The 16,348-nt window shown below is 74.8% G+C and carries 16 protein-coding genes and 1 tRNA gene; 13 read left to right on the plus strand and 4 right to left on the minus strand.

Annotated elements, in window-relative coordinates; translation table 11 throughout:
- Nucleotides 1-17: 17 nt before the first annotated feature.
- The 8 genes from D7I43_RS07610 to D7I43_RS07645 all read left to right on the plus strand — a co-directional run bounded on the left by D7I43_RS07610 (nucleotide 18) and on the right by D7I43_RS07645 (nucleotide 7,307).
- Nucleotides 18-701 carry a dienelactone hydrolase family protein gene (locus D7I43_RS07610; protein ID WP_120327678.1) on the plus strand — a complete coding sequence of 228 codons (684 nt, stop codon included), beginning with the start codon at nucleotides 18-20 and terminating at the stop codon, nucleotides 699-701.
- Nucleotides 702-720: 19 nt separating this feature from the next.
- Nucleotides 721-1,434 (plus strand): uracil-DNA glycosylase, encoded by a 714-nt coding sequence (locus D7I43_RS07615; RefSeq protein WP_120327679.1) that lies wholly within the window; start codon nucleotides 721-723, stop codon nucleotides 1,432-1,434.
- A gap of 20 nt (nucleotides 1,435-1,454) precedes the next feature.
- A complete protein-coding gene (locus D7I43_RS07620) occupies nucleotides 1,455-2,255 on the plus strand; it encodes a DUF4129 domain-containing protein (RefSeq protein ID WP_120327680.1) in 801 nt (266 codons plus the stop codon).
- Nucleotides 2,256-2,289: 34 nt separating this feature from the next.
- Nucleotides 2,290-2,874: a hypothetical protein gene (locus D7I43_RS07625; protein WP_120327681.1), complete on the plus strand. Its 585-nt coding sequence runs from the start codon at nucleotides 2,290-2,292 to the stop codon at nucleotides 2,872-2,874.
- Entirely contained in the window at nucleotides 2,874-3,881 is a 1,008-nt protein-coding gene (locus D7I43_RS07630; protein ID WP_120327682.1) for an AAA family ATPase, read from the plus strand. The genes D7I43_RS07625 and D7I43_RS07630 overlap by 1 nt, the downstream gene beginning before the upstream one ends.
- Entirely contained in the window at nucleotides 3,881-5,254 is a 1,374-nt protein-coding gene (locus D7I43_RS07635) for a DUF58 domain-containing protein (RefSeq protein ID WP_120327683.1), read from the plus strand. The genes D7I43_RS07630 and D7I43_RS07635 overlap by 1 nt, the downstream gene beginning before the upstream one ends.
- Nucleotides 5,255-5,306: 52 nt before the next feature.
- Nucleotides 5,307-5,870 carry a hypothetical protein gene (locus tag D7I43_RS07640; protein ID WP_120327684.1) on the plus strand — a complete coding sequence of 188 codons (564 nt, stop codon included), beginning with the start codon at nucleotides 5,307-5,309 and terminating at the stop codon, nucleotides 5,868-5,870.
- A gap of 105 nt (nucleotides 5,871-5,975) precedes the next feature.
- Nucleotides 5,976-7,307 (plus strand): NAD(P)/FAD-dependent oxidoreductase, encoded by a 1,332-nt coding sequence (locus tag D7I43_RS07645; protein WP_120327685.1) that lies wholly within the window; start codon nucleotides 5,976-5,978, stop codon nucleotides 7,305-7,307.
- Between the two features lie 59 nt (nucleotides 7,308-7,366).
- Here D7I43_RS07645 and D7I43_RS07650 read toward each other — a convergent pair whose 3' ends face one another.
- On the minus strand, nucleotides 7,367-9,226 hold the full coding sequence (locus D7I43_RS07650) for a hypothetical protein (protein WP_120327686.1): 1,860 nt from the start codon (nucleotides 9,224-9,226) through the stop codon (nucleotides 7,367-7,369).
- A 91-nt stretch (nucleotides 9,227-9,317) separates the two neighbouring features.
- On the opposite strand from D7I43_RS07650, the gene D7I43_RS07655 reads away from it, so the two are divergent.
- The 4 genes from D7I43_RS07655 (at nucleotide 9,318) to D7I43_RS07670 (ending at nucleotide 12,036) form a co-directional block, all read left to right on the plus strand.
- A tRNA-Leu gene (locus tag D7I43_RS07655) sits at nucleotides 9,318-9,401 on the plus strand.
- 113 nt (nucleotides 9,402-9,514) lie between these two features.
- Complete coding sequence (locus tag D7I43_RS07660) at nucleotides 9,515-10,342, plus strand: Bax inhibitor-1/YccA family protein (protein ID WP_120327687.1); 828 nt, start codon at nucleotides 9,515-9,517, stop codon at nucleotides 10,340-10,342.
- Nucleotides 10,343-10,688: 346 nt separating this feature from the next.
- Nucleotides 10,689-11,447 carry a Bax inhibitor-1/YccA family protein gene (locus tag D7I43_RS07665; RefSeq protein ID WP_120327688.1) on the plus strand — a complete coding sequence of 253 codons (759 nt, stop codon included), beginning with the start codon at nucleotides 10,689-10,691 and terminating at the stop codon, nucleotides 11,445-11,447.
- 265 nt (nucleotides 11,448-11,712) lie between these two features.
- Nucleotides 11,713-12,036 carry a hypothetical protein gene (locus D7I43_RS07670; protein WP_192902101.1) on the plus strand — a complete coding sequence of 108 codons (324 nt, stop codon included), beginning with the start codon at nucleotides 11,713-11,715 and terminating at the stop codon, nucleotides 12,034-12,036.
- Between the two features lie 357 nt (nucleotides 12,037-12,393).
- On the opposite strand, the gene D7I43_RS07680 is transcribed toward D7I43_RS07670, so the two are convergent.
- The 3 genes from D7I43_RS07680 to D7I43_RS07690 all read right to left on the minus strand — a co-directional run bounded on the left by D7I43_RS07680 (nucleotide 12,394) and on the right by D7I43_RS07690 (nucleotide 15,800).
- A complete protein-coding gene (locus D7I43_RS07680) occupies nucleotides 12,394-13,656 on the minus strand; it encodes an acetyl-CoA C-acetyltransferase (protein ID WP_120327691.1) in 1,263 nt (420 codons plus the stop codon).
- Between the two features lie 264 nt (nucleotides 13,657-13,920).
- Nucleotides 13,921-14,724, minus strand: a complete 804-nt coding sequence (locus D7I43_RS07685; RefSeq protein WP_120327692.1) for an SGNH/GDSL hydrolase family protein — start codon at nucleotides 14,722-14,724, stop codon at nucleotides 13,921-13,923.
- 23 nt (nucleotides 14,725-14,747) lie between these two features.
- Nucleotides 14,748-15,800, minus strand: coding sequence for an SGNH/GDSL hydrolase family protein (locus D7I43_RS07690; RefSeq protein WP_120327693.1), 1,053 nt, complete (start codon nucleotides 15,798-15,800; stop codon nucleotides 14,748-14,750).
- Nucleotides 15,801-15,951: 151 nt separating this feature from the next.
- Here D7I43_RS07690 and D7I43_RS07695 point away from each other — a divergent pair, with 151 nt between their 5' ends.
- On the plus strand, nucleotides 15,952-16,308 hold the full coding sequence (locus tag D7I43_RS07695; RefSeq protein ID WP_120327694.1) for a YkvA family protein: 357 nt from the start codon (nucleotides 15,952-15,954) through the stop codon (nucleotides 16,306-16,308).
- The last annotated feature ends 40 nt before the right edge of the window (nucleotides 16,309-16,348 follow it).

The raw sequence follows: 16,348 nt of genomic DNA on the forward strand, positions 1-16,348 counted from the left end.
GCTAGGAGGACGGGCCGATGGGCGAAATGGTGAGGTACCGCAGCCAGGGTACGAGCGAGGGGTATCTCGCGATACCCTCCGGCGGTGCGGCCAGCCCGGCGGTCATCGTCATCCAGGACTGGTGGGGTCTGGTGCCCCACGTACGCGCGGTCGTGGACCGGTTCGCCGAGGCCGGCTTCGTCGCGCTCGCCCCGGACTTCCGGCACGGCGGGCCGGCCAGCAAACCGAGTGAGCCGCGGCAGATGCTGAACAGCGTCCAGATGGACGAGGCCGCCTCCGACATCGCCGCCGCGGCCGACTACCTCGCCGGCCGGATCGAGGTGGCCGGGAAGGTCGGCTGCGCCGGCTTCTGCGCCGGGGCCAGCCTTGCCCTCTGGGCGGCGAGCCGGTCGGAGCGGATCGTCGCCACCGCGGCCTTCTACCCCCGCCTGCCCTGGGAGGGGATGCGCACCGAGTGGACCGACTACGCCGGCAAGGCGGCGATCATCCACTGCTCCGAGGCGGACGGCACCTCCGCCGACGACGGCGTGCAGACCGTACGCGACGCCATCGAGAAGGCCGGCGGCACCTGCCAGACCTACGACTACCCCGGCACCGCCCACGCGTTCTTCAACGAGGACCGGCCCGAGAACTACGACCAGCGTGCCGCCGCCACCGCCTGGGCGCGCACCCTCGAACTCTTCCGGGCGAAGCTTGGCTGAGCCGCGTACCCCGCACGAGGTGGTCGACCGCGCGGCGCGGGCGGCCGACCTGGCCGACCTCGACGCGGCGGTGAGCGACTGCTTCGCCTGCCCCCGGCTCGTGGACTGGCGGGAGGAGGTGGCCCGCACCCGGCGGGCGGCGTTCCGCGATCAGCGGTACTGGGGTCGTCCGGTTCCCGGCTTCGGCCCGCCGGACGCGCGGATCGCCATCCTCGGTCTCGCGCCCGCGGCCCACGGCGGCAACCGCACCGGCCGGATCTTCACCGGTGACCGCTCCGGCGACGTCCTCTTCGCCGCGCTGCACCGCGCAGGCCTGGCCAACCAGCCGACGAGCGTCGCCGCGGATGACGGACTCACGGTGCGTGACATGCGGATCTTCTCGGCGGTGCGGTGCGCCCCGCCGGACAACAAGCCGACCCCGCAGGAGCGGGACACCTGTGCGCCCTGGCTGCACCGGGAGGTCGCGCTGATCCGGCCGACGCTGCGCGTGGTCGTGGCGCTGGGCGCCTTCGCGTGGGCCGCCTGGTGGCCCGTGCTGCTGCACGTCTACGGAATCCGTCCGCCCAGCCCGCGACCGGCCTTCGCCCATGGGGCACACTGGTCCGGCACGGCCGCACCGGATCTGCTCGGCTGCTACCACGTCAGCCAGCAGAACACCTTCACAGGGCGGCTGACACCAGGAATGCTGGACGACGTGTTCGCCCGGGCGAAGCAGTTGGCCGGAGTGGACTGAAGCTGCGTGGGGCGGTGGCCATGACGAAGAGTACGCGTCAGCCCGCACCGCAGTCCCCGGTCGCGGAGGACGGCGCCCCGGCCGGTCCCGGCCCGTTGCGCCGCTGGTGGCCGGTCGCCGCCGTGGTCCTGCTGCTCGTCGGCGCCGGGATCGCCGCCGCGAACTCCTCGCTCGGGGCGAGCCGGATCCCGCCGGCCGCCGAGGGCATCCCGCTGGTTCCCGAGTACCCGAGCGAGTTCCCGACGGCGCCGCCCTCGATCCCCGTCGAGCCCCGCGACGCCGGCCAGGCCAACCTGCCCGACCTGCCATCGTGGATCGTGACGGCCGCCATCGTGCTGGCCGGGCTGGCCGTGGTCGCCGCCCTCGGCTATCTGCTCTGGGCGCCGATCCGGAACGTCCTGCGCCGCCGCCACCGCCCGCTGCCGCAGCGGCCGGGACGCACGGCCGAGGGCACCGCGCGGGAGGTGGTGGCCGCCGTCGACGCCGGCCTCGTCGAGCTGGACGACGAGGACGTCGACCCCCGGGTCGCGGTCATCGCCTGCTGGGTACGCCTCGAGGAGGCCGCCGCGGCGGCGGGCGTTCCGCGGCTGGCCGGTGACACCTCCACCGACCTGGTCCTCCGCCTGCTCCGCGGCGACCCCTCCGCCGGTGTGCCGGCGATCGTGAGCGCCGACGTGCTCGCCGAGTTCGCCCACGTCTACCGTGAGGCGCGGTACGCCACCCGACCGGTCGACGAGCGCACCCGCGACCAGGCCCGGGCGGCGCTGCGCCGGCTGCGCGGTGAACTCACCGCCGTGACCTCCGATGAGGTGGCGGCGTGAGCGGACATTCCCTGCGGCGAGGGGGAGCACCGGCATGAGCGGCAGCGCGAGCATCGACGAGCTGCTCAGCTTCGAGGAGGAGCGGCCCCGGCCCGACGGGCGGGACCGCAGCGGCTGGCTGGGTCAGGCACTGCGGTCGCTGGCCGGCGCGGCGGCGGTGGTCGTCGTCGTGATCGTCGCCCTGCGCGCGGTCGGGCTGCGGGTGTCGCTGCTGGTCCTGATCGCCGGTGTGGTCGCGCTCTTCGCCGTACGCCGGGTCGTCGCCGCGCTCGCGCCCACGCCGCTGCCGAAGCCCCGCCCCCCGGCTTCCGCCGTGGAGGACGGCACCTGGAACTGGGGTGCCCAGGACGCGTTGCGCCGGGCGATCAACGGCTGGGAGTGGCCGTTGGAGTGGTCGAACACCCGGCCGGAGCGGTTCAGCACCGTCATCCTCCCCCGTCTGCAGGAGCTGGCCGACGAACGGCTGCGCCTCCGGCACGGTGTGACCCGCGAGTCGGACCCGGCCCGTGCCCGTGCCCTGCTGGGCGAGCGGCTCTGGGCGTTCCTGGAGACCCCGCCCCGCCGCCCCCCGTCGCCGCGCGACCTCGCGGCGATCGTCGCCGAACTGGAGAAGATCTGATGAACGACGTGGACCGGAGCATGCCCCCCGTGGAGGTCGGCCACCTGGCCCGGGCCGTGCTGGACGCGGTCGGCTCGGTCGTGGTCGGCAAGCGGGACGCGTTGGAGCTGGTCCTCGCCGGGATCCTGGCGGGCGGGCACGTGCTGCTGGAGGACCTGCCGGGCCTCGGCAAGACCCTCACGGCGCGCTCCTTCGCCCAGGCGCTCGGGCTGGACTTCCGTCGACTCCAGTTCACGCCCGACCTGCTGCCCGCCGACGTCACCGGCTCGTTCCTCTACGACCAGCGCAGCGGCGACTTCACCTTCCGCGCCGGCCCGGTGTTCACCAACCTGCTGCTCGCCGACGAGATCAACCGGACCCCGCCGAAGACGCAGTCGGCCCTGCTGGAGGCCATGCAGGAGAAGCAGGTCTCGGTGGAGGGCGTCACCTACCGGCTCGACGAGCCGTTCCACGTGCTGGCCACCGCCAACCCGGTCGAGTACGAGGGCACCTACCCGCTGCCGGAGGCGCAGCTCGACCGGTTCCTGCTCCGCGTCTCCTTCGGCTACCCCGCGCACGAGGAGGAGTGGGAGGTGCTGCGCCGCCGGATGGCCCGCCGCCGGGAGGAGGCGGAGATCAAGCCGGTGGTGGACGCCGCCACGCTGCGCGCCATGCAGGCCGCGCTGGAGGACGTGGTGGTCGAGGACTCGATCGGCCGCTACATCGTCTCGCTCACCGCGGCCACCCGCGAGCACCCGTCGGTGCTGGTGGGGGCCTCGCCCCGTGGCTCGCTGGCGCTGCTTCTGCTGTCCCGGGTCCGGGCCGTGTTCGCCGGACGGGACTACGTGGTGCCGGAGGACGTCAAGGAGGTGGCGGCGCCGGCGCTGGCACACCGGATCACGCTGCGCCCCGAGATGTGGCTGCGGCGGGTGGACCCGTCCTTCGTGGTCGGTGAGGTGCTCGAGGGCACGCCGGCCCCGGCCAGCGGCGCCCTGCCCAGCTACGCGGCCGGCCGGCCCGGGCTCTGATGGGCGGACCGAGCGTGCCGGAGCAGCCACCGGTGGCGGGCTGGACGCCGACCCGGGCACTGGGCCGGGCCGTCCTCCTCACCGGTCTGCTGCTGCTGGCCGGCGTCGTGCTCGGGCGCGTCGACCTGGTGGTCCTGGCCACCCCGTTCGCGCTCGGCACCGCGTACGCGCTGCGCCGCCGGCCCCGCGCGCTGCCCGAGGTGTGGATCGACGCCGACGACGCCCACCTCGTCGAGGGCGCTGAGATGGGCCGCACGGTGACGCTCGGCAACCCGGACGCCGTGGAGTACGAGGTCGCCGTGGTCCGCAGCCGGGTCTCGCCGTGGCTACGGATCGAGCGGGTCGGGTTCGCGGGCGGTGCGACGGCCGGCGGGAAGACGGTGGCCGACCGGCCGTTCGTCACGTCGGTGCCCGCCGCGACGGCGGTCGACCTGGAGCTGGCCGGCACGGCGCTGCGGTGGGGGCGGCACCCGATCGGTCCGGCCGGCGCACGTGTCGCCGCGGCCGGCGGGATGCTCGTGTCCCGGGCGGTGATCACCGAACCGGTCCGCGTGCGGGTGTACCCGAAGACCGAGCCGTTCGAGGCGGTCGAGGCCATGCCCCGGGCCGCCGGCCTGGTCGGCGCGCACCACTCCCGCCGGCCCGGCGAGGGCGGCGAGCTGGCCGGCGTCCGCGTCTTCGCGCCGGGGGACCGGCTGCGGCGGATCGACTGGCGGGTGTCGCTGCGGGCACGGCAGCTGCACGTCGCCGCCACCCTCTCCGACCGGGACGCCGAGGTGGTGGTCCTGCTCGACGTGCTCGCCGAGGCGGGCCGCTCGGGCGGCGTCGACGGCGCCGCCTCGGTGCTGGACACGACGGTGCGGGCCGCCGCCGCCATCGCCGAGCACTACCTGCACCGCGGGGACCGGGTCTCCCTGCTGGAGTACGGCCCGGCCGCGCGCCGGCTGCGCCCGGCCACCGGGCGGCGGCAGTACCTGACCGTGCTGGAGTGGCTGCTCGACGTGCGGGCCCACGCCAGCTCGCACGAGCCGTACGACCAGGTGTTCGGCCCGCAGCTGCTCTCCGCGGACGCGCTCGTGGTGGTGCTGACCCCGCTGCTGGACGAGCGGTCGGCGCAGATGCTCGCCCGACTGGCCCGCTCGGGCCGGTTCGTGGTGGCGGTGGACACGCTCCCGGCGAACCTGAGCCCACCGAAGGACCAGGGCTGGGCCGAGGTGGCGTACCGACTGTGGTGGCTCGACCGGGACACGATGATCGCCCAGCTGCGCGAACACGGCGTACCGGTGGTGCGCTGGGCCGGCGCCGGAAGCCTCGACCAGGTGCTCCACGACGTGGCCCGGCTCGCCACCGCGCCCCGGGTGGGTGCCCGGTGAACCCGCGGTCGGCCGTCCGGCGGCCCACGGCCGGCGGGGGAGGGGGCCAGCGATGATCGACGCCCTCACCGAGCGGGTGCGTACGCTCCGCACGGCCGTCGCCCGCACCAGCCCCACCCCGCTGCTGATCCGCGCCGGCATCTTCCTCACCGTGCTGGCCGGCGCCGTGCTCGCGTACCCCGCGGAGGTGCTCCTCGGGCGCACGCTCGGCCTGCTGGTCGCCGTGGCGGTGCTGGCGGCGGTCTGGCCGCGCCGGGTGTGGCCGACGTTCGCGGCGCTGGTCACGGTGGCCGGATGGCTGCTCGCCGCGGACGGGTACGACCGGCCCGTCGCGCTCTGGCGACTGCTCGCCCTGGCCGGCCTGCTGTACCTGGCGCACACGCTCTGCGCGCTGGCCGCGCTGCTGCCGTACGACGCGGTCGTCGACCCGGAGCTGATCACGCGCTGGCTGCTGCGGGCCGGTGGGGTGCTGCTGGCCACGGCGGTGCTCGGGGTGCTGCTCATGGAGGTCGGCGGCCTCGGCGGGGACTCGGGCCACCAGCTCGTGACGGTGGCGGGGCTGCTGGTCGCCGTGGTGGTGTCGGGGTTGCTCGGGTGGCTCCTGCGACGCCGGTGACGGGGGAGGTCGCGGCGACGTTGCGCAGGTCACAGCGGTTGTGCTCCGTCACAGAAGGGGGGCGCGGACGGGATTAGCCGAGCGGGCCGGGGAAAGATAGATGGCGTGAATCCGAAGCGGATCCTTGTGGTGGGTGCCGGTCACGTGGGCCTCTACGCGGCCCTGCGCCTGTCGAAGAAGCTCAGCTCTCTCGAGGCTGAGGTCATCGTGGTGGACCCCCAGCCGCACATGACCTACCAGCCCTTCCTTCCGGAGGCGTCGGCGGGCAACATCTCCCCCCGGCACTCCGTGGTGCCGCTGCGACGCGAGTTGCGGCGGTGCACCGTCGTGGCGGGCACGGTCACGCGGATCGAGCACGCTCGCAAGGTCGCGACGGTCCAGCCGATCGCCGGGCCCCCGCGTGAGATCTCGTACGACCACGTGATCGTGGCGCCGGGCTCCGTGTCGCGCACGCTGCCCATCCCCGGGCTGCACGAGCACGGCATCGGCTTCAAGACCATCGGCGAGGCCATCTACCTGCGCAACCACGTGCTGGACCGGCTCGACGTGGCGGCCGCCACGTCCGACCCGGACGTGCGGCGCAGCGCGCTGACCTTCGTCTTCGTGGGCGGCGGGTACGCCGGCATCGAGGCCATCGCCGAGATGGAGGACATGGCCCGCGACGCCCTGCGCTACTACCCGGAGCTCACCCCCGAGGACATGCGCTGGGTGCTCGTCGAGGCGACGCAGCGGGTGCTGCCCGAGGTCGACCGGGACATGGGCGCCTACACGGTGCAGCAGCTCCTGAAGCGGAACATGGACATCCGGCTGGACACCCGGCTGGAGTCCTGCGTCGACAAGCTGGTGAAGCTCTCCGACGGGGACAGCTTCCGGGCCGACACGATCGTCTGGACCGCCGGTGTGAAGCCGTCGCCGCTGCTGGACAAGACGGACCTCCCGCGGGACCAGCGGGGCCGGGTCACCTGCCTGCCGACGCTGCAGGTCGTCGACGGCGACCGGGTGGTCGAGGGCGCGTGGAGCGCCGGTGACTGCGCGGCCGTGCCGGACCTCACCGGCCCGCCCGGGGCCTACTGCTCGCCCAGCGCCCAGCACGCGGTGCGCCAGGCCGCCCGCATGGCGGACAACATCCGCGCCGTGATCCGGGGGCGGGAGCCCGTGGAGTACCGGCACAAGCACGCGGGCAGCGTGGCCAGCCTCGGCCTGCACAAGGGCGTGGCCCAGGTGTACGGCATCAAGATGAAGGGCTGGCCGGCCTGGTTCATGCACCGGACGTACCACATGAGCCGGATTCCGTCGTTCAACCGGAAGGTCCGGGTCGTGGTCGACTGGACCCTGGCGTTCTTCCTCAAGCGCGAGGTGGTCGCCCTCGGCCAGCTGCACGATCCGCGCGAGGAGTTCCTCGAGGCGTCCCAGCCGGTGCCGGTCCGCCAGGGCTGACGTACGTCGACACGGCCCCTCCGCCCGCGCGGAGGGGCCGTGTCGCGTCCGGGGCACGGTCAGACCCGCCAGATCCAGGCGTCGGCGACCCGGGTGGCCGGACCGTAGAGCTGCTCCAGGGTGATCCGCAGGCTCTCCGCGTGCGGGGTGCCGTCGGCGAGCGCCACGCAGGAGGCGTCCCAGTAGTCGACGTCGCGAGCCGCCTGCCGGCGCTGCTCCTCGCCGATCACCGGCCGGTCACCCCGCCGCGCCACGTCGGCGAGCAGCGCCGACGTCGGCCGCGGGTAGACGCCGAAGGCGGCGGTGCCGTGGCGGCCGTACGAGCCGATGAAGAAACCCTCGGGCAGGCCGAAGGCCACGTCGGCGGCCGCCGCCCAGCGCATCGGCCAGGGTTCCCGCGGGCTCGGCAGCGGCACGGGCACCAGCACACCGCCCGGCTCGACGCACGCGCGCCAGTGCCCGCCGGTCACGAACTCCGGAAGCGGCGGGCGGTCGGCGGTCGGCAGCGGGGTGGGTACGAGCGGCAGCAGCGCGGCGCCGACCGCGGCCGGCACCAGCCGGCGGGCCCGGCCGGTGCCCCGCAACGCCCGGTCCACCGCGAGCACCAGCAGCGTCGCGGCCAGCGGGAGCACGGCGAGGGCGAACCGCATCGGCAGCGCGCCGTCCACCACCGGCAGCCCGGCCAGCAGGACGTACGGGCCGGGCACGGGTGTCCGCGTACCCCCGACCACCACCGACGGGCCGAGCGAGAGCGCCCCCATCACCAGGGCGGCGACGGCGCAGGCGATGGCGGCCGGGCGACGGCGGCCGAGCCAGACCGCGCAGACGGCGGTGACCAGCAGCAGCGGCCAGCCGAGGAAGGTGTTGTACTCGGCCGGCCCGGTGGTGAGCCCGGCCGCCTCGTCGCCGCCGCCCACCGACAGCGGGGAGACCGCCCACCAGCTCCGCAGGTCGGCCGAGAAGTGGCGCGGGTTGAAGACGCCGTCGGCGACACCCTGCGGTCCGGCGAACTGGAACCACAGCGGGTACGCGAGCACCACCAGCGCGAGTCCGGTGGCCAGCGCCATCCCGGCCGCGAAGCCGGGCAGCGCGCGGCGGGCCAGGTCCCGGTCGACCACCGCGCACGTGACGGCCATGACCAGCAGCGTCACGGCGGCGAGGAAGAGCACCTCCTCGCCGATGAACACCTGGGCCGTGACCACGGCCGCGAGGCCGACGGCGGAGCTGACGATCCGGCGCCGGTCCGGGCCAGCCGCCGGGGTACGGGCGCCGACCGGGCGGAGCCGCCGTGGATCGGCGGCGCGCAGCAGCCGCACCACCAGCCAGACGATCAGCGGCACCAGCCACTGGGCGGTCATGTGCAGGTGGCTGTTGGTCTGCGAGACCATGCCCGGGCCGAACCCGCACAGGCCGGCGCCCAGCCCCGCGGCGAGCCGGCGTGCCCGGAGCGTCCGGGTGAAGAGCAGGTACCAGGCCACCGCGGTGCCGGCCAGGTTGGCCGCGGCGAGCAGGGCGAAGGTGACCGGCGCCCCGAGCAGCAGGGTGACCGGCGCGAGCGCGATGCCGAGCGCGATGACCGTGGTGTTGGCCATGAGGTTCACCCCGTCGGGGGCGTTGAGCCGGTCGGTGAGCAGGCCGAAGTCACCGAACAGGGCCCGCGCGTCCACGGCGAGGAACCACTCGTACAGGGCCTGGTCGGCGGGGTTGAGCGCCAGCGTCCGGGCGCCCGGGTTCGGCCAGAGCCCGTGGGTCAGCCATCCGGCGAACGCGGTGAAGAACAGCGCGACCGCGAGGTCCCGCCGATGGTGACCCAGCCAGGCCCGGATCCGGGCGCTGCGGGGCCGGCGGACGGCCCGGCCGGCGGGGCGGGGATCCCGCTCGAAGGCGACCTCGGTGGTCGTCGGGGGTGCGCTGCTCACAATCGGGCAACGGTGACGGGGTACGCCGAGTCGCGGCCGACCGGTTAACGTGACACTGCACCGCCGCGACTCGACGCGCCGGTGCCGTCCGGCCCGGGTGGTGGAACGGCAGACACGGCCGCCTTAAAAGCGGCTGCCGCAAGGCGTGCGGGTTCGACCCCCGCCCCGGGCACCACGGGACACCTTCTGCCCCCTCGTCGGCCCGCTGATCTCCATGGATGGGCGTTGCCGTCTACTCTTGTGTGTGCACGTTCACGTGCATGACGACCCCCTGAGGGAGGCCAGACAGTGAAGACCTCGAACCCGGTGCTCGCCCGGCTCGGCCAGGCGGCCGAGCGGGAGCGCGCCGCCGGGTACGCCCCGACCGGGCCGTACGGCGCGCCCGGCGTTCCGCACCAGTACCCGACCCAGGCCGGATACCCCGCGGGTTACCCGGCGGCGCCGCCCACCGTGGCGCCCATGTCCATCGACGACGTCGTGGTCAAGACCGTCGCCCTCCTGGGCATCCTCGGCGTCTCCGCCGCGGCCGCCTGGGTGCTCGTCCCCGACGCGCTGGTCGGGACCGCCTGGATTGGCGCCCTGGTCGTCACCCTCGTCCTGGGCCTGATCATCTCGTTCTCCCGGATGGCGAACCCGGCGCTGGTCGTGACGTACGCCGTCGTCGAGGGTGTCCTCGTCGGCATGGTGAGCAAGGCCTTCGAGACGGCCTACCAGGGCATCGTGCTCCAGGCCGTCATCGCCACCTTCGGCGTCTTCTTCGTGATGGCCATGCTCTACAAGGCACGGGTCATCCGGGCCACCCCCGCGTTCGTCAAGGGCATGGTCGCCGTGATGGCCGGCCTCTTCGCGGTGATGCTGATCAACCTGGTGCTGGCGCTGTTCGGCGTCAACACCCACCTGCGTGACGGCAGCGGGCTGGCCATCATCTTCAGCCTGGTCTGCATCGTGGTGGCGGCGCTGAGCTTCGTGCTGAGCTTCAAGGAGGTCGAGGACGGCGTCCGGATGGGTCTGCCCCAGCGCTACTCCTGGGTGGCCGCCTTCGGCATCCTCGTGAGCCTGGTCTGGCTCTACTTCGAGATCCTCCGCCTGCTGAGCTACTTCCAGGGCGACGACTGACCGTCGGCCCGCGTACGACCGGCGCCCGCCACCGCACCACGGTGGCGGGCGCCGTCGTCTGTTCCGGGTCCGGCCCGAGCCGGTCCTCGGATCTGGTCCGGGGCGGACCCGGACCGGTGCGCGCCTCCCAACCGGCCGGTTCCCGGGCGCGGCTCCCGGGCGCGGCTCCCGGACCCGGACCGGTGCGCGCCTCCCAACCGGCCGGTTCCCGGGCCCCGGCTCCCGGGCGCGGCTCCCGGGCCCGGCTCCCGGGCGCGACTCCCGTCGGCGGCGGCGTTTTCCCGCCACCGCACGATCCGCCGGTGCAGAGTGACTGCGAGGGGTAGGCGCGGCGAGGGGGCGACGGGTGCGCAGCAGCAATCCGGTGCTGAACCGGCTCGACGAGACCACCCGGCTGGAGGGCCGGGTGCTCGGCGTCGGCGTCGCCGAGGAGATGACCGTCGACGACGTCGTGGTCCGGACCGTGGGGATGCTGCTCCTCACCGGCGCGACGGCACTCCTCGCCTGGCTGTACGTCCCACAGGCGGTCTGGGTGCCGGCCGCGCTCGCCGGCAGCGCCCTGGCCGCCATCGCGCTGGCCCTCGTCATCTCGCTGCGGGCGGTCACCCACCCGGCGCCCATGGTGGCGTACGCCGTGGTCGAGGGGTTGCTGCTCGGTGTGGCGAGCCGGGCCTTCGAACTCGTCTACCCGGGCATCGTGTCGCAGGCCGTGGCCGGCACGTTCGGCGTCTTCCTCGGCATGGCGCTGCTCTACCGGGCCCGGCTCGTCCGGGCCACGCCCCGGATGGCCCGGCTGGTCGTCGGCGTCCTGCTCGGCCTCGTGGCCATCAGCGTGGTGAACCTCGTGGTCTACCTGGTGACCGGTCGGCAGGGGTTGGAGATCTACAGCCTGACGGGTGAGGTCGGCGGGTGGGCGTACGTGATCGCGGTGATCGCGATCATCGCGGGGGCGTTCAGCTTCATCCTCGACTTCGACCTGGTCGAGCGGTCCGTCCAGGCGGGCCGCCCCCGCCGCTACGCGTGGCTCTGCGCGTTCGGGCTGCTCACCGGACTGGTGTTCCTCTACTGGCAGCTGCTCCGGCTGCTGAGCTACGTACGCCGCTGACCCCGCCCGACCACCACCGTCCCACCCGCCACCTGCCGCCGTCCCCCGCCGCCCGTCCCCGGCCGCCGTCACCGGCCGCCCGCCGCCCGTCACCGGCGATCATGAGGTTGGCGGGCTCCGCGTCGGCGTGTCGCCCCCGCCAACCTCATGATCGTCGGGGCGGTCGGGGCGGTCGGGGTGGTCGGGGTGGTCGGGGTGGTCGGGGCGGTCGGGGCGGTCGGGGCTGGGTGGGGGCCGGTGGGGGTGCGTGGTCCGTACACTCCGGTTGGTGAGCGCAGCAGAGCTGGAACGGGCCGTGCAGCTGCTGGTCCGGCAGGTGGGCCACTGGGAGCAACCCCGCTGGGGGGCCACCGCCACCGGCGGCAACGCCTCCCGTGCCGATCTCGTGCACCGGCTCGTGCAGGAGATCGCGAACCTCGCGGCCGACGCCGAGGGCGAGCCGCGCCGTACGGTGCCCCGCCTCGACAACGACCTGGCCCTCCCCGACCAGCTCCGGGTCGTCACCGCCGACCTCGTGGCGGCCGGCGCGGCGCCGGAGGTGCTGGCCCGGGCCGCCGCCGAGGTGGCGGCGACCCGGAGCGCGCTCTGACCCGAGCGATCCGGTCGAGCTTCGCCCGCACCCTGCCGCACAGCCAGGCAGGGGGCCACGGCCTACCCGGCGCTCGCCCCGACCCGCGAGCGCACCGGGCCGGCGAGCGGACCGTGCCAGCGGGCGGACCGTGGCAGCGCGCGGACCGCGCCGGCGAGCGGACCATGCCGGCGAGCGGACCGCGCCGGCGAGCGGACCATGCCGGCGAGCGGACCGCGCCGGCGAGCGGACCGCGCCGGCGAGCGGAGGCCGCGCTGGGTGCGGCTCGGCCACCGGCGGACGCACCGGCCGCGGCCGGTCTGGACTACGGCGACCCGTCCGCCGGCGCCGACCCGGACTCGCGGCCGTGACCGCGGCTCAGCTGAGTCGCTCGATCACCATGGCCATGCCCTGGCCACCCCCGACGCACATCGTCTCCAGCCCGATGGTCTTGTCGTGCCATTCGAGGGCGTTGAGCAGGGTGCCGGTGATGCGGGCGCCGGTCATGCCGAACGGGTGGCCCACGGCGATCGCGCCGCCCATCACGTTGAGCTTTTCCAGCGGGATGCCCAGCTCCCGGTACGACGGGATGACCTGCGCGGCGAACGCCTCGTTGATCTCGACGAGGTCGACGTCGTCGATCGTCATACCGGCCCGCTTCAGCGCCTGCCGGGACGCCTCGACCGGGCCGAGGCCCATGATCTCCGGCGAGAGCGCGGTGACGCCGGTGGAGATGATCCGGGCCAGCGGCGTGATGCCGAGGTCACGGGCGCGCTGGGCGCTCATGACCACCACGGCGGCGGCGCCGTCGTTGAGCGGGCAGCAGTTGCCGGCGGTGATCCGTCCGTCCGGGCGGAACACCGGCTTCAGGGCGGCCACGCCCTCCATCGTGACCCCGGGCCGCGGGCCGTCGTCGGCGCTGACGACCGTGCCGTCCGGCGTGGTCACCGGCGTGATCTCCCGGGCCCAGAAGCCGTCGGCGATCGCCTTCTCGGCGAGGTTCTGGCTGCGTACGCCGAACTCGTCCATCTCGGCGCGCGTCACGTCGTACACCTGGGCCAGGTTCTCCGCGGTCTGCCCCATGGCCAGGTAGATGTCGGGCAGCTCGCCCGCCTCGCGCGGGTCGCGCCACACGTCCGCGCCGCCCTGGGCGCGGGCCTTGGAGCGTTCACGTGCGGCCGTGAAGCGCGGGTTCTCCCAGCCACCACCGACCAGCGCCTGCGCCTCGGGCGGAAGGGCGTCGGAGTTGCCGCGGGCGTAGCGGGAGACGGTCTCCACACCGGCGGAGACGAAGACGTCCCCCTCACCGGCCCGGATCGCGTGCATGGCCATGCGGGTCGTCTGCAACGACGAGGCGCAGTAGCGGGTGATCGTGGCGCCCGGCAGGCCGTCCAGCCCCAGCAGGGTGGCGACGACGCGGGCCATGTTGAAGCCCTGCTCGCCGCCGGGCAGGCCGCAGCCGAGGTAGAGGTCGTCGATCTCGGTGGGATCGAGCTGGGGGATCTTGTCGAGGGCGGCCTGGACGATGGTGGCGGCGAGGTCGTCCGGGCGTACCTCACGCAGGGAGCCCTTGTGGGCCCGGCCGATCGGGGAGCGGGCGGTGGCGACGATGACGGCGTCGCGGGACGGCTCGGTCGACATGGATCCACGCTAACTCGCCGGTAACTTGGCGCGGAACCCGCCCGGGTGACGGGAAATGTCACTCCCCGGCCCGGCGGCCGCGACGGAGTGATCGCGCGCTGGTCGGGTGACCGGGATGATCGCGCTCGATCCTGGATGTGGTGGCCTCCAAGACTCCACGAGGGCACTACATCCAGGATCCAGCACGATCTTGCGAATGCGGCGAGGGAGGTCGCCGATCAGCGGCGCGAGAGGTCGCCGATCAATGGCGCGGAAGGTCGCCGATCAGCGGCGGGAGGTGACCGCCGCCGCGGCGGCGACCGCCGGGAGCAGCGCGTGCGCCCACACGCGGTAGCCGTCGGCCGAGGGGTGGTAGCCGTCGTGGCAGAAGGTGCCGGCGTCGGCGCGGAACACCGGCCCGGTCTCGGTGGCCAGGTCGACCACCGAACCGCCGGCGTCCAGCGCGGCGGACGTCTGGGCGCGAGCGATGCGCCGCCCCGACCAGCCGACCAGCTGCCGCAGCGGCGGTGCGATGGCGCGCGCGGCGCCGAGATCGGGACACGTGCCGACCACGACCTCCACCCCGGCCTCGCGGAGCCGGTGCACGGCCGCCCCCAGGTACGCGGCGGCTTCGGCGGGGCGGCGCATCCCGGTGGCGTCGTTCGCCCCGATGAGGATCACCGCCACGTCGGGCCGCTGGCCGAGCAGGGCCCGGGCGACCTGGGTGGCGAGGTCGGTCGAGCGGGAGCCGGAGACCCCGACGCTGGACAGGTGGACGAGCCGCCCGTTGGGCCCCTCGGCCAGCAGGTTGGCCAGTTGGCCGCCGATGGTGTCGTCGAGCCGGTCGACCCCTACGCCCAGCGCGGACGAGTCGCCGAGCAGCACCAGCCGCAGCGGGGGTGCGCCGGCCCGGCCGATCGTCGCGCGCAGGGCCAGCCCCAGCTCCGGCTCGGCGTAGCGGCGGTGCCGGGCGACGAACGCCTCGCCGGCCAGGAGCGCGGCCCCGCCGACCGCGCCGGCGACCATGGAGAGCAGCGCCGCGCGGCCGAGCCGGCCGGCGAGACGCGTGGTGACGTCCTGTCCGCTCATGCCGCCGCCTCGCTGACGCTCGCTCATGCCAGTCCCTCCACAGTGGGTGAGTCGGAGGTGGGGCCGGGCTGCGGCACGGCGCCGACACCGAAGAACGCCCTCCGGCGCAGCTGCGCCCACCGGCCGGCCGGCCCCCGGTCGCGGCCGCGCACCTGCGCGCCGCTGACCTCCGTGCCGCCGTGCCGGGCCGCCTCCTGTGCCGCCTCCGGCAGTGACCGGACGCCCCGGCCCAGGGCCGGCACCGGCCGTCGTTCCTGGCCCACGCCGAGCGCGGAGAGCACCGTGGGGAGCATCGCGGCCGCGGCCACCGCGTACCCCTCGGCGGACGGGTGGAACCGGTCCCACGCGAACATCCGGGCCGGCTCGGCCGCGAAGCGGGGCCCGAGCAGGTCGCCGAGGGAGACCGTCCAGCCTCCCGCCTCGACGACGGCCACGGTCTGCGCGGCGGCGAGCTGCCGGCTCCACCGCCGGGCCAACCAGCGCAGCGGTGGCTGGATGGGCTGGATCGCCCCCAGGTCCGGGCAGGTGCCGACGACCACCTCGCTGCCCGCGGCCCGCAGCGCGCGGACCGCCTCCACGAGGTAGCGGACGGCCATCGTGGGCGGGGTGCGGTTGGTGACGTCGTTGCCGCCGATGAGGATCACCGCGATGTCGGGCTGGTGCTCCAGCGCCGCCTCCACCTGGTGCCGCAGACCCGCGGAGATCGCCCCGACCACCGCGAAGCAGTGCAGCCGCACCGGCCGGTGCGTACGCCGGGACAGGCCCGTGGCGAGCAGCGCGCCGGGCGTCTCCCGGCGGCGGTGCACCCCGTAGCCGGCCGCGGAGGAGTCACCGAGCACGACCATGGTGAGCGGCTGCCCGGGAGACTTCGCGCCGTAGACGCCGTCGCAGCGGGGCGGGGGCGCCTCGGCCAACGGGATGGTGCGGCGGGCCTGGCGGGCCTGACCGATCAGCACCCCGGCGGTGGCCACCACCGCCGCGGCCGTGGCGCCCGTGCCGATCGCCGTGAGGCGGGCGATCTGTCGGGCGCGCTGCCAGCGCGGGCCCACCGGTGCAACGGAATCAGCCACCCCCATGCTGCGACAGTATCGCGCCGGCCCGACAGGCCGCTGTCGTCGTAGCGGCAGACGGGTGGGACGCGGAGGGCCCCGGTGGGTACCTGTCACCGTGGCGGCCCGCGGGCCTTGCGCGGGGACGCCACGCTGACCTCCGGAGAGGAGCGCGAGGATGGCGAAGACGTTGAAGCGGAGCGCGGCCTTCGCGGCCCTGGCCCGGGCCCTGGCGACCGGGTCGCGCAAGGGCCCGTCGCTGGGCGCGAGGTTGGCCGCGCTGCCCAGGATGATCCGGGCGACGGCGCGCGGCGAGTACGACGGGGGCCTCCGGTTGGCGCTGATGGCCGCGGCGACGGCGTACGTCGTCTCACCGGTCGACCTGGTGCCGGAGATCCCGCTGGCGATCTTCGGGTTGGCCGACGACGCCGTGATGGTCACCTGGCTGGCCGGCGCCGTGCTCGCCGAGACCGAGCGGTTCCTGGAGCGGGAGACGCGGCGTAGCCAGGTCATCCCGGGGCGTGTGGTGCCCTGACGGCACGTACCCTGGGCGCTGGGAAACGCCCATCTGCCCG

The organism is Micromonospora globbae (assembly GCF_003610785.1).
Lineage (GTDB): Bacteria > Actinomycetota > Actinomycetes > Mycobacteriales > Micromonosporaceae > Micromonospora > Micromonospora globbae.

Excerpts from the sequence above, each read along its gene's own strand:
- D7I43_RS07685 (WP_120327692.1), bottom strand. The coding sequence starts at position 14,724 with ATGAGCGGACAGGACGTCACCACGCGTCTCGCCGGCCGGCTCGGCCGC.
- D7I43_RS07690 (WP_120327693.1), bottom strand. The coding sequence starts at position 15,800 with ATGGGGGTGGCTGATTCCGTTGCACCGGTGGGCCCGCGCTGGCAGCGC.
- D7I43_RS07695 (WP_120327694.1), top strand. The coding sequence starts at position 15,952 with ATGGCGAAGACGTTGAAGCGGAGCGCGGCCTTCGCGGCCCTGGCCCGG.
- D7I43_RS07620 (WP_120327680.1), top strand. The coding sequence starts at position 1,455 with ATGACGAAGAGTACGCGTCAGCCCGCACCGCAGTCCCCGGTCGCGGAG.
- D7I43_RS07640 (WP_120327684.1), top strand. The coding sequence starts at position 5,307 with ATGATCGACGCCCTCACCGAGCGGGTGCGTACGCTCCGCACGGCCGTC.
- D7I43_RS07625 (WP_120327681.1), top strand. The coding sequence starts at position 2,290 with ATGAGCGGCAGCGCGAGCATCGACGAGCTGCTCAGCTTCGAGGAGGAG.
- D7I43_RS07635 (WP_120327683.1), top strand. The coding sequence starts at position 3,881 with ATGGGCGGACCGAGCGTGCCGGAGCAGCCACCGGTGGCGGGCTGGACG.
- D7I43_RS07630 (WP_120327682.1), top strand. The coding sequence starts at position 2,874 with ATGAACGACGTGGACCGGAGCATGCCCCCCGTGGAGGTCGGCCACCTG.
- D7I43_RS07610 (WP_120327678.1), top strand. The coding sequence starts at position 18 with ATGGGCGAAATGGTGAGGTACCGCAGCCAGGGTACGAGCGAGGGGTAT.
- D7I43_RS07680 (WP_120327691.1), bottom strand. The coding sequence starts at position 13,656 with ATGTCGACCGAGCCGTCCCGCGACGCCGTCATCGTCGCCACCGCCCGC.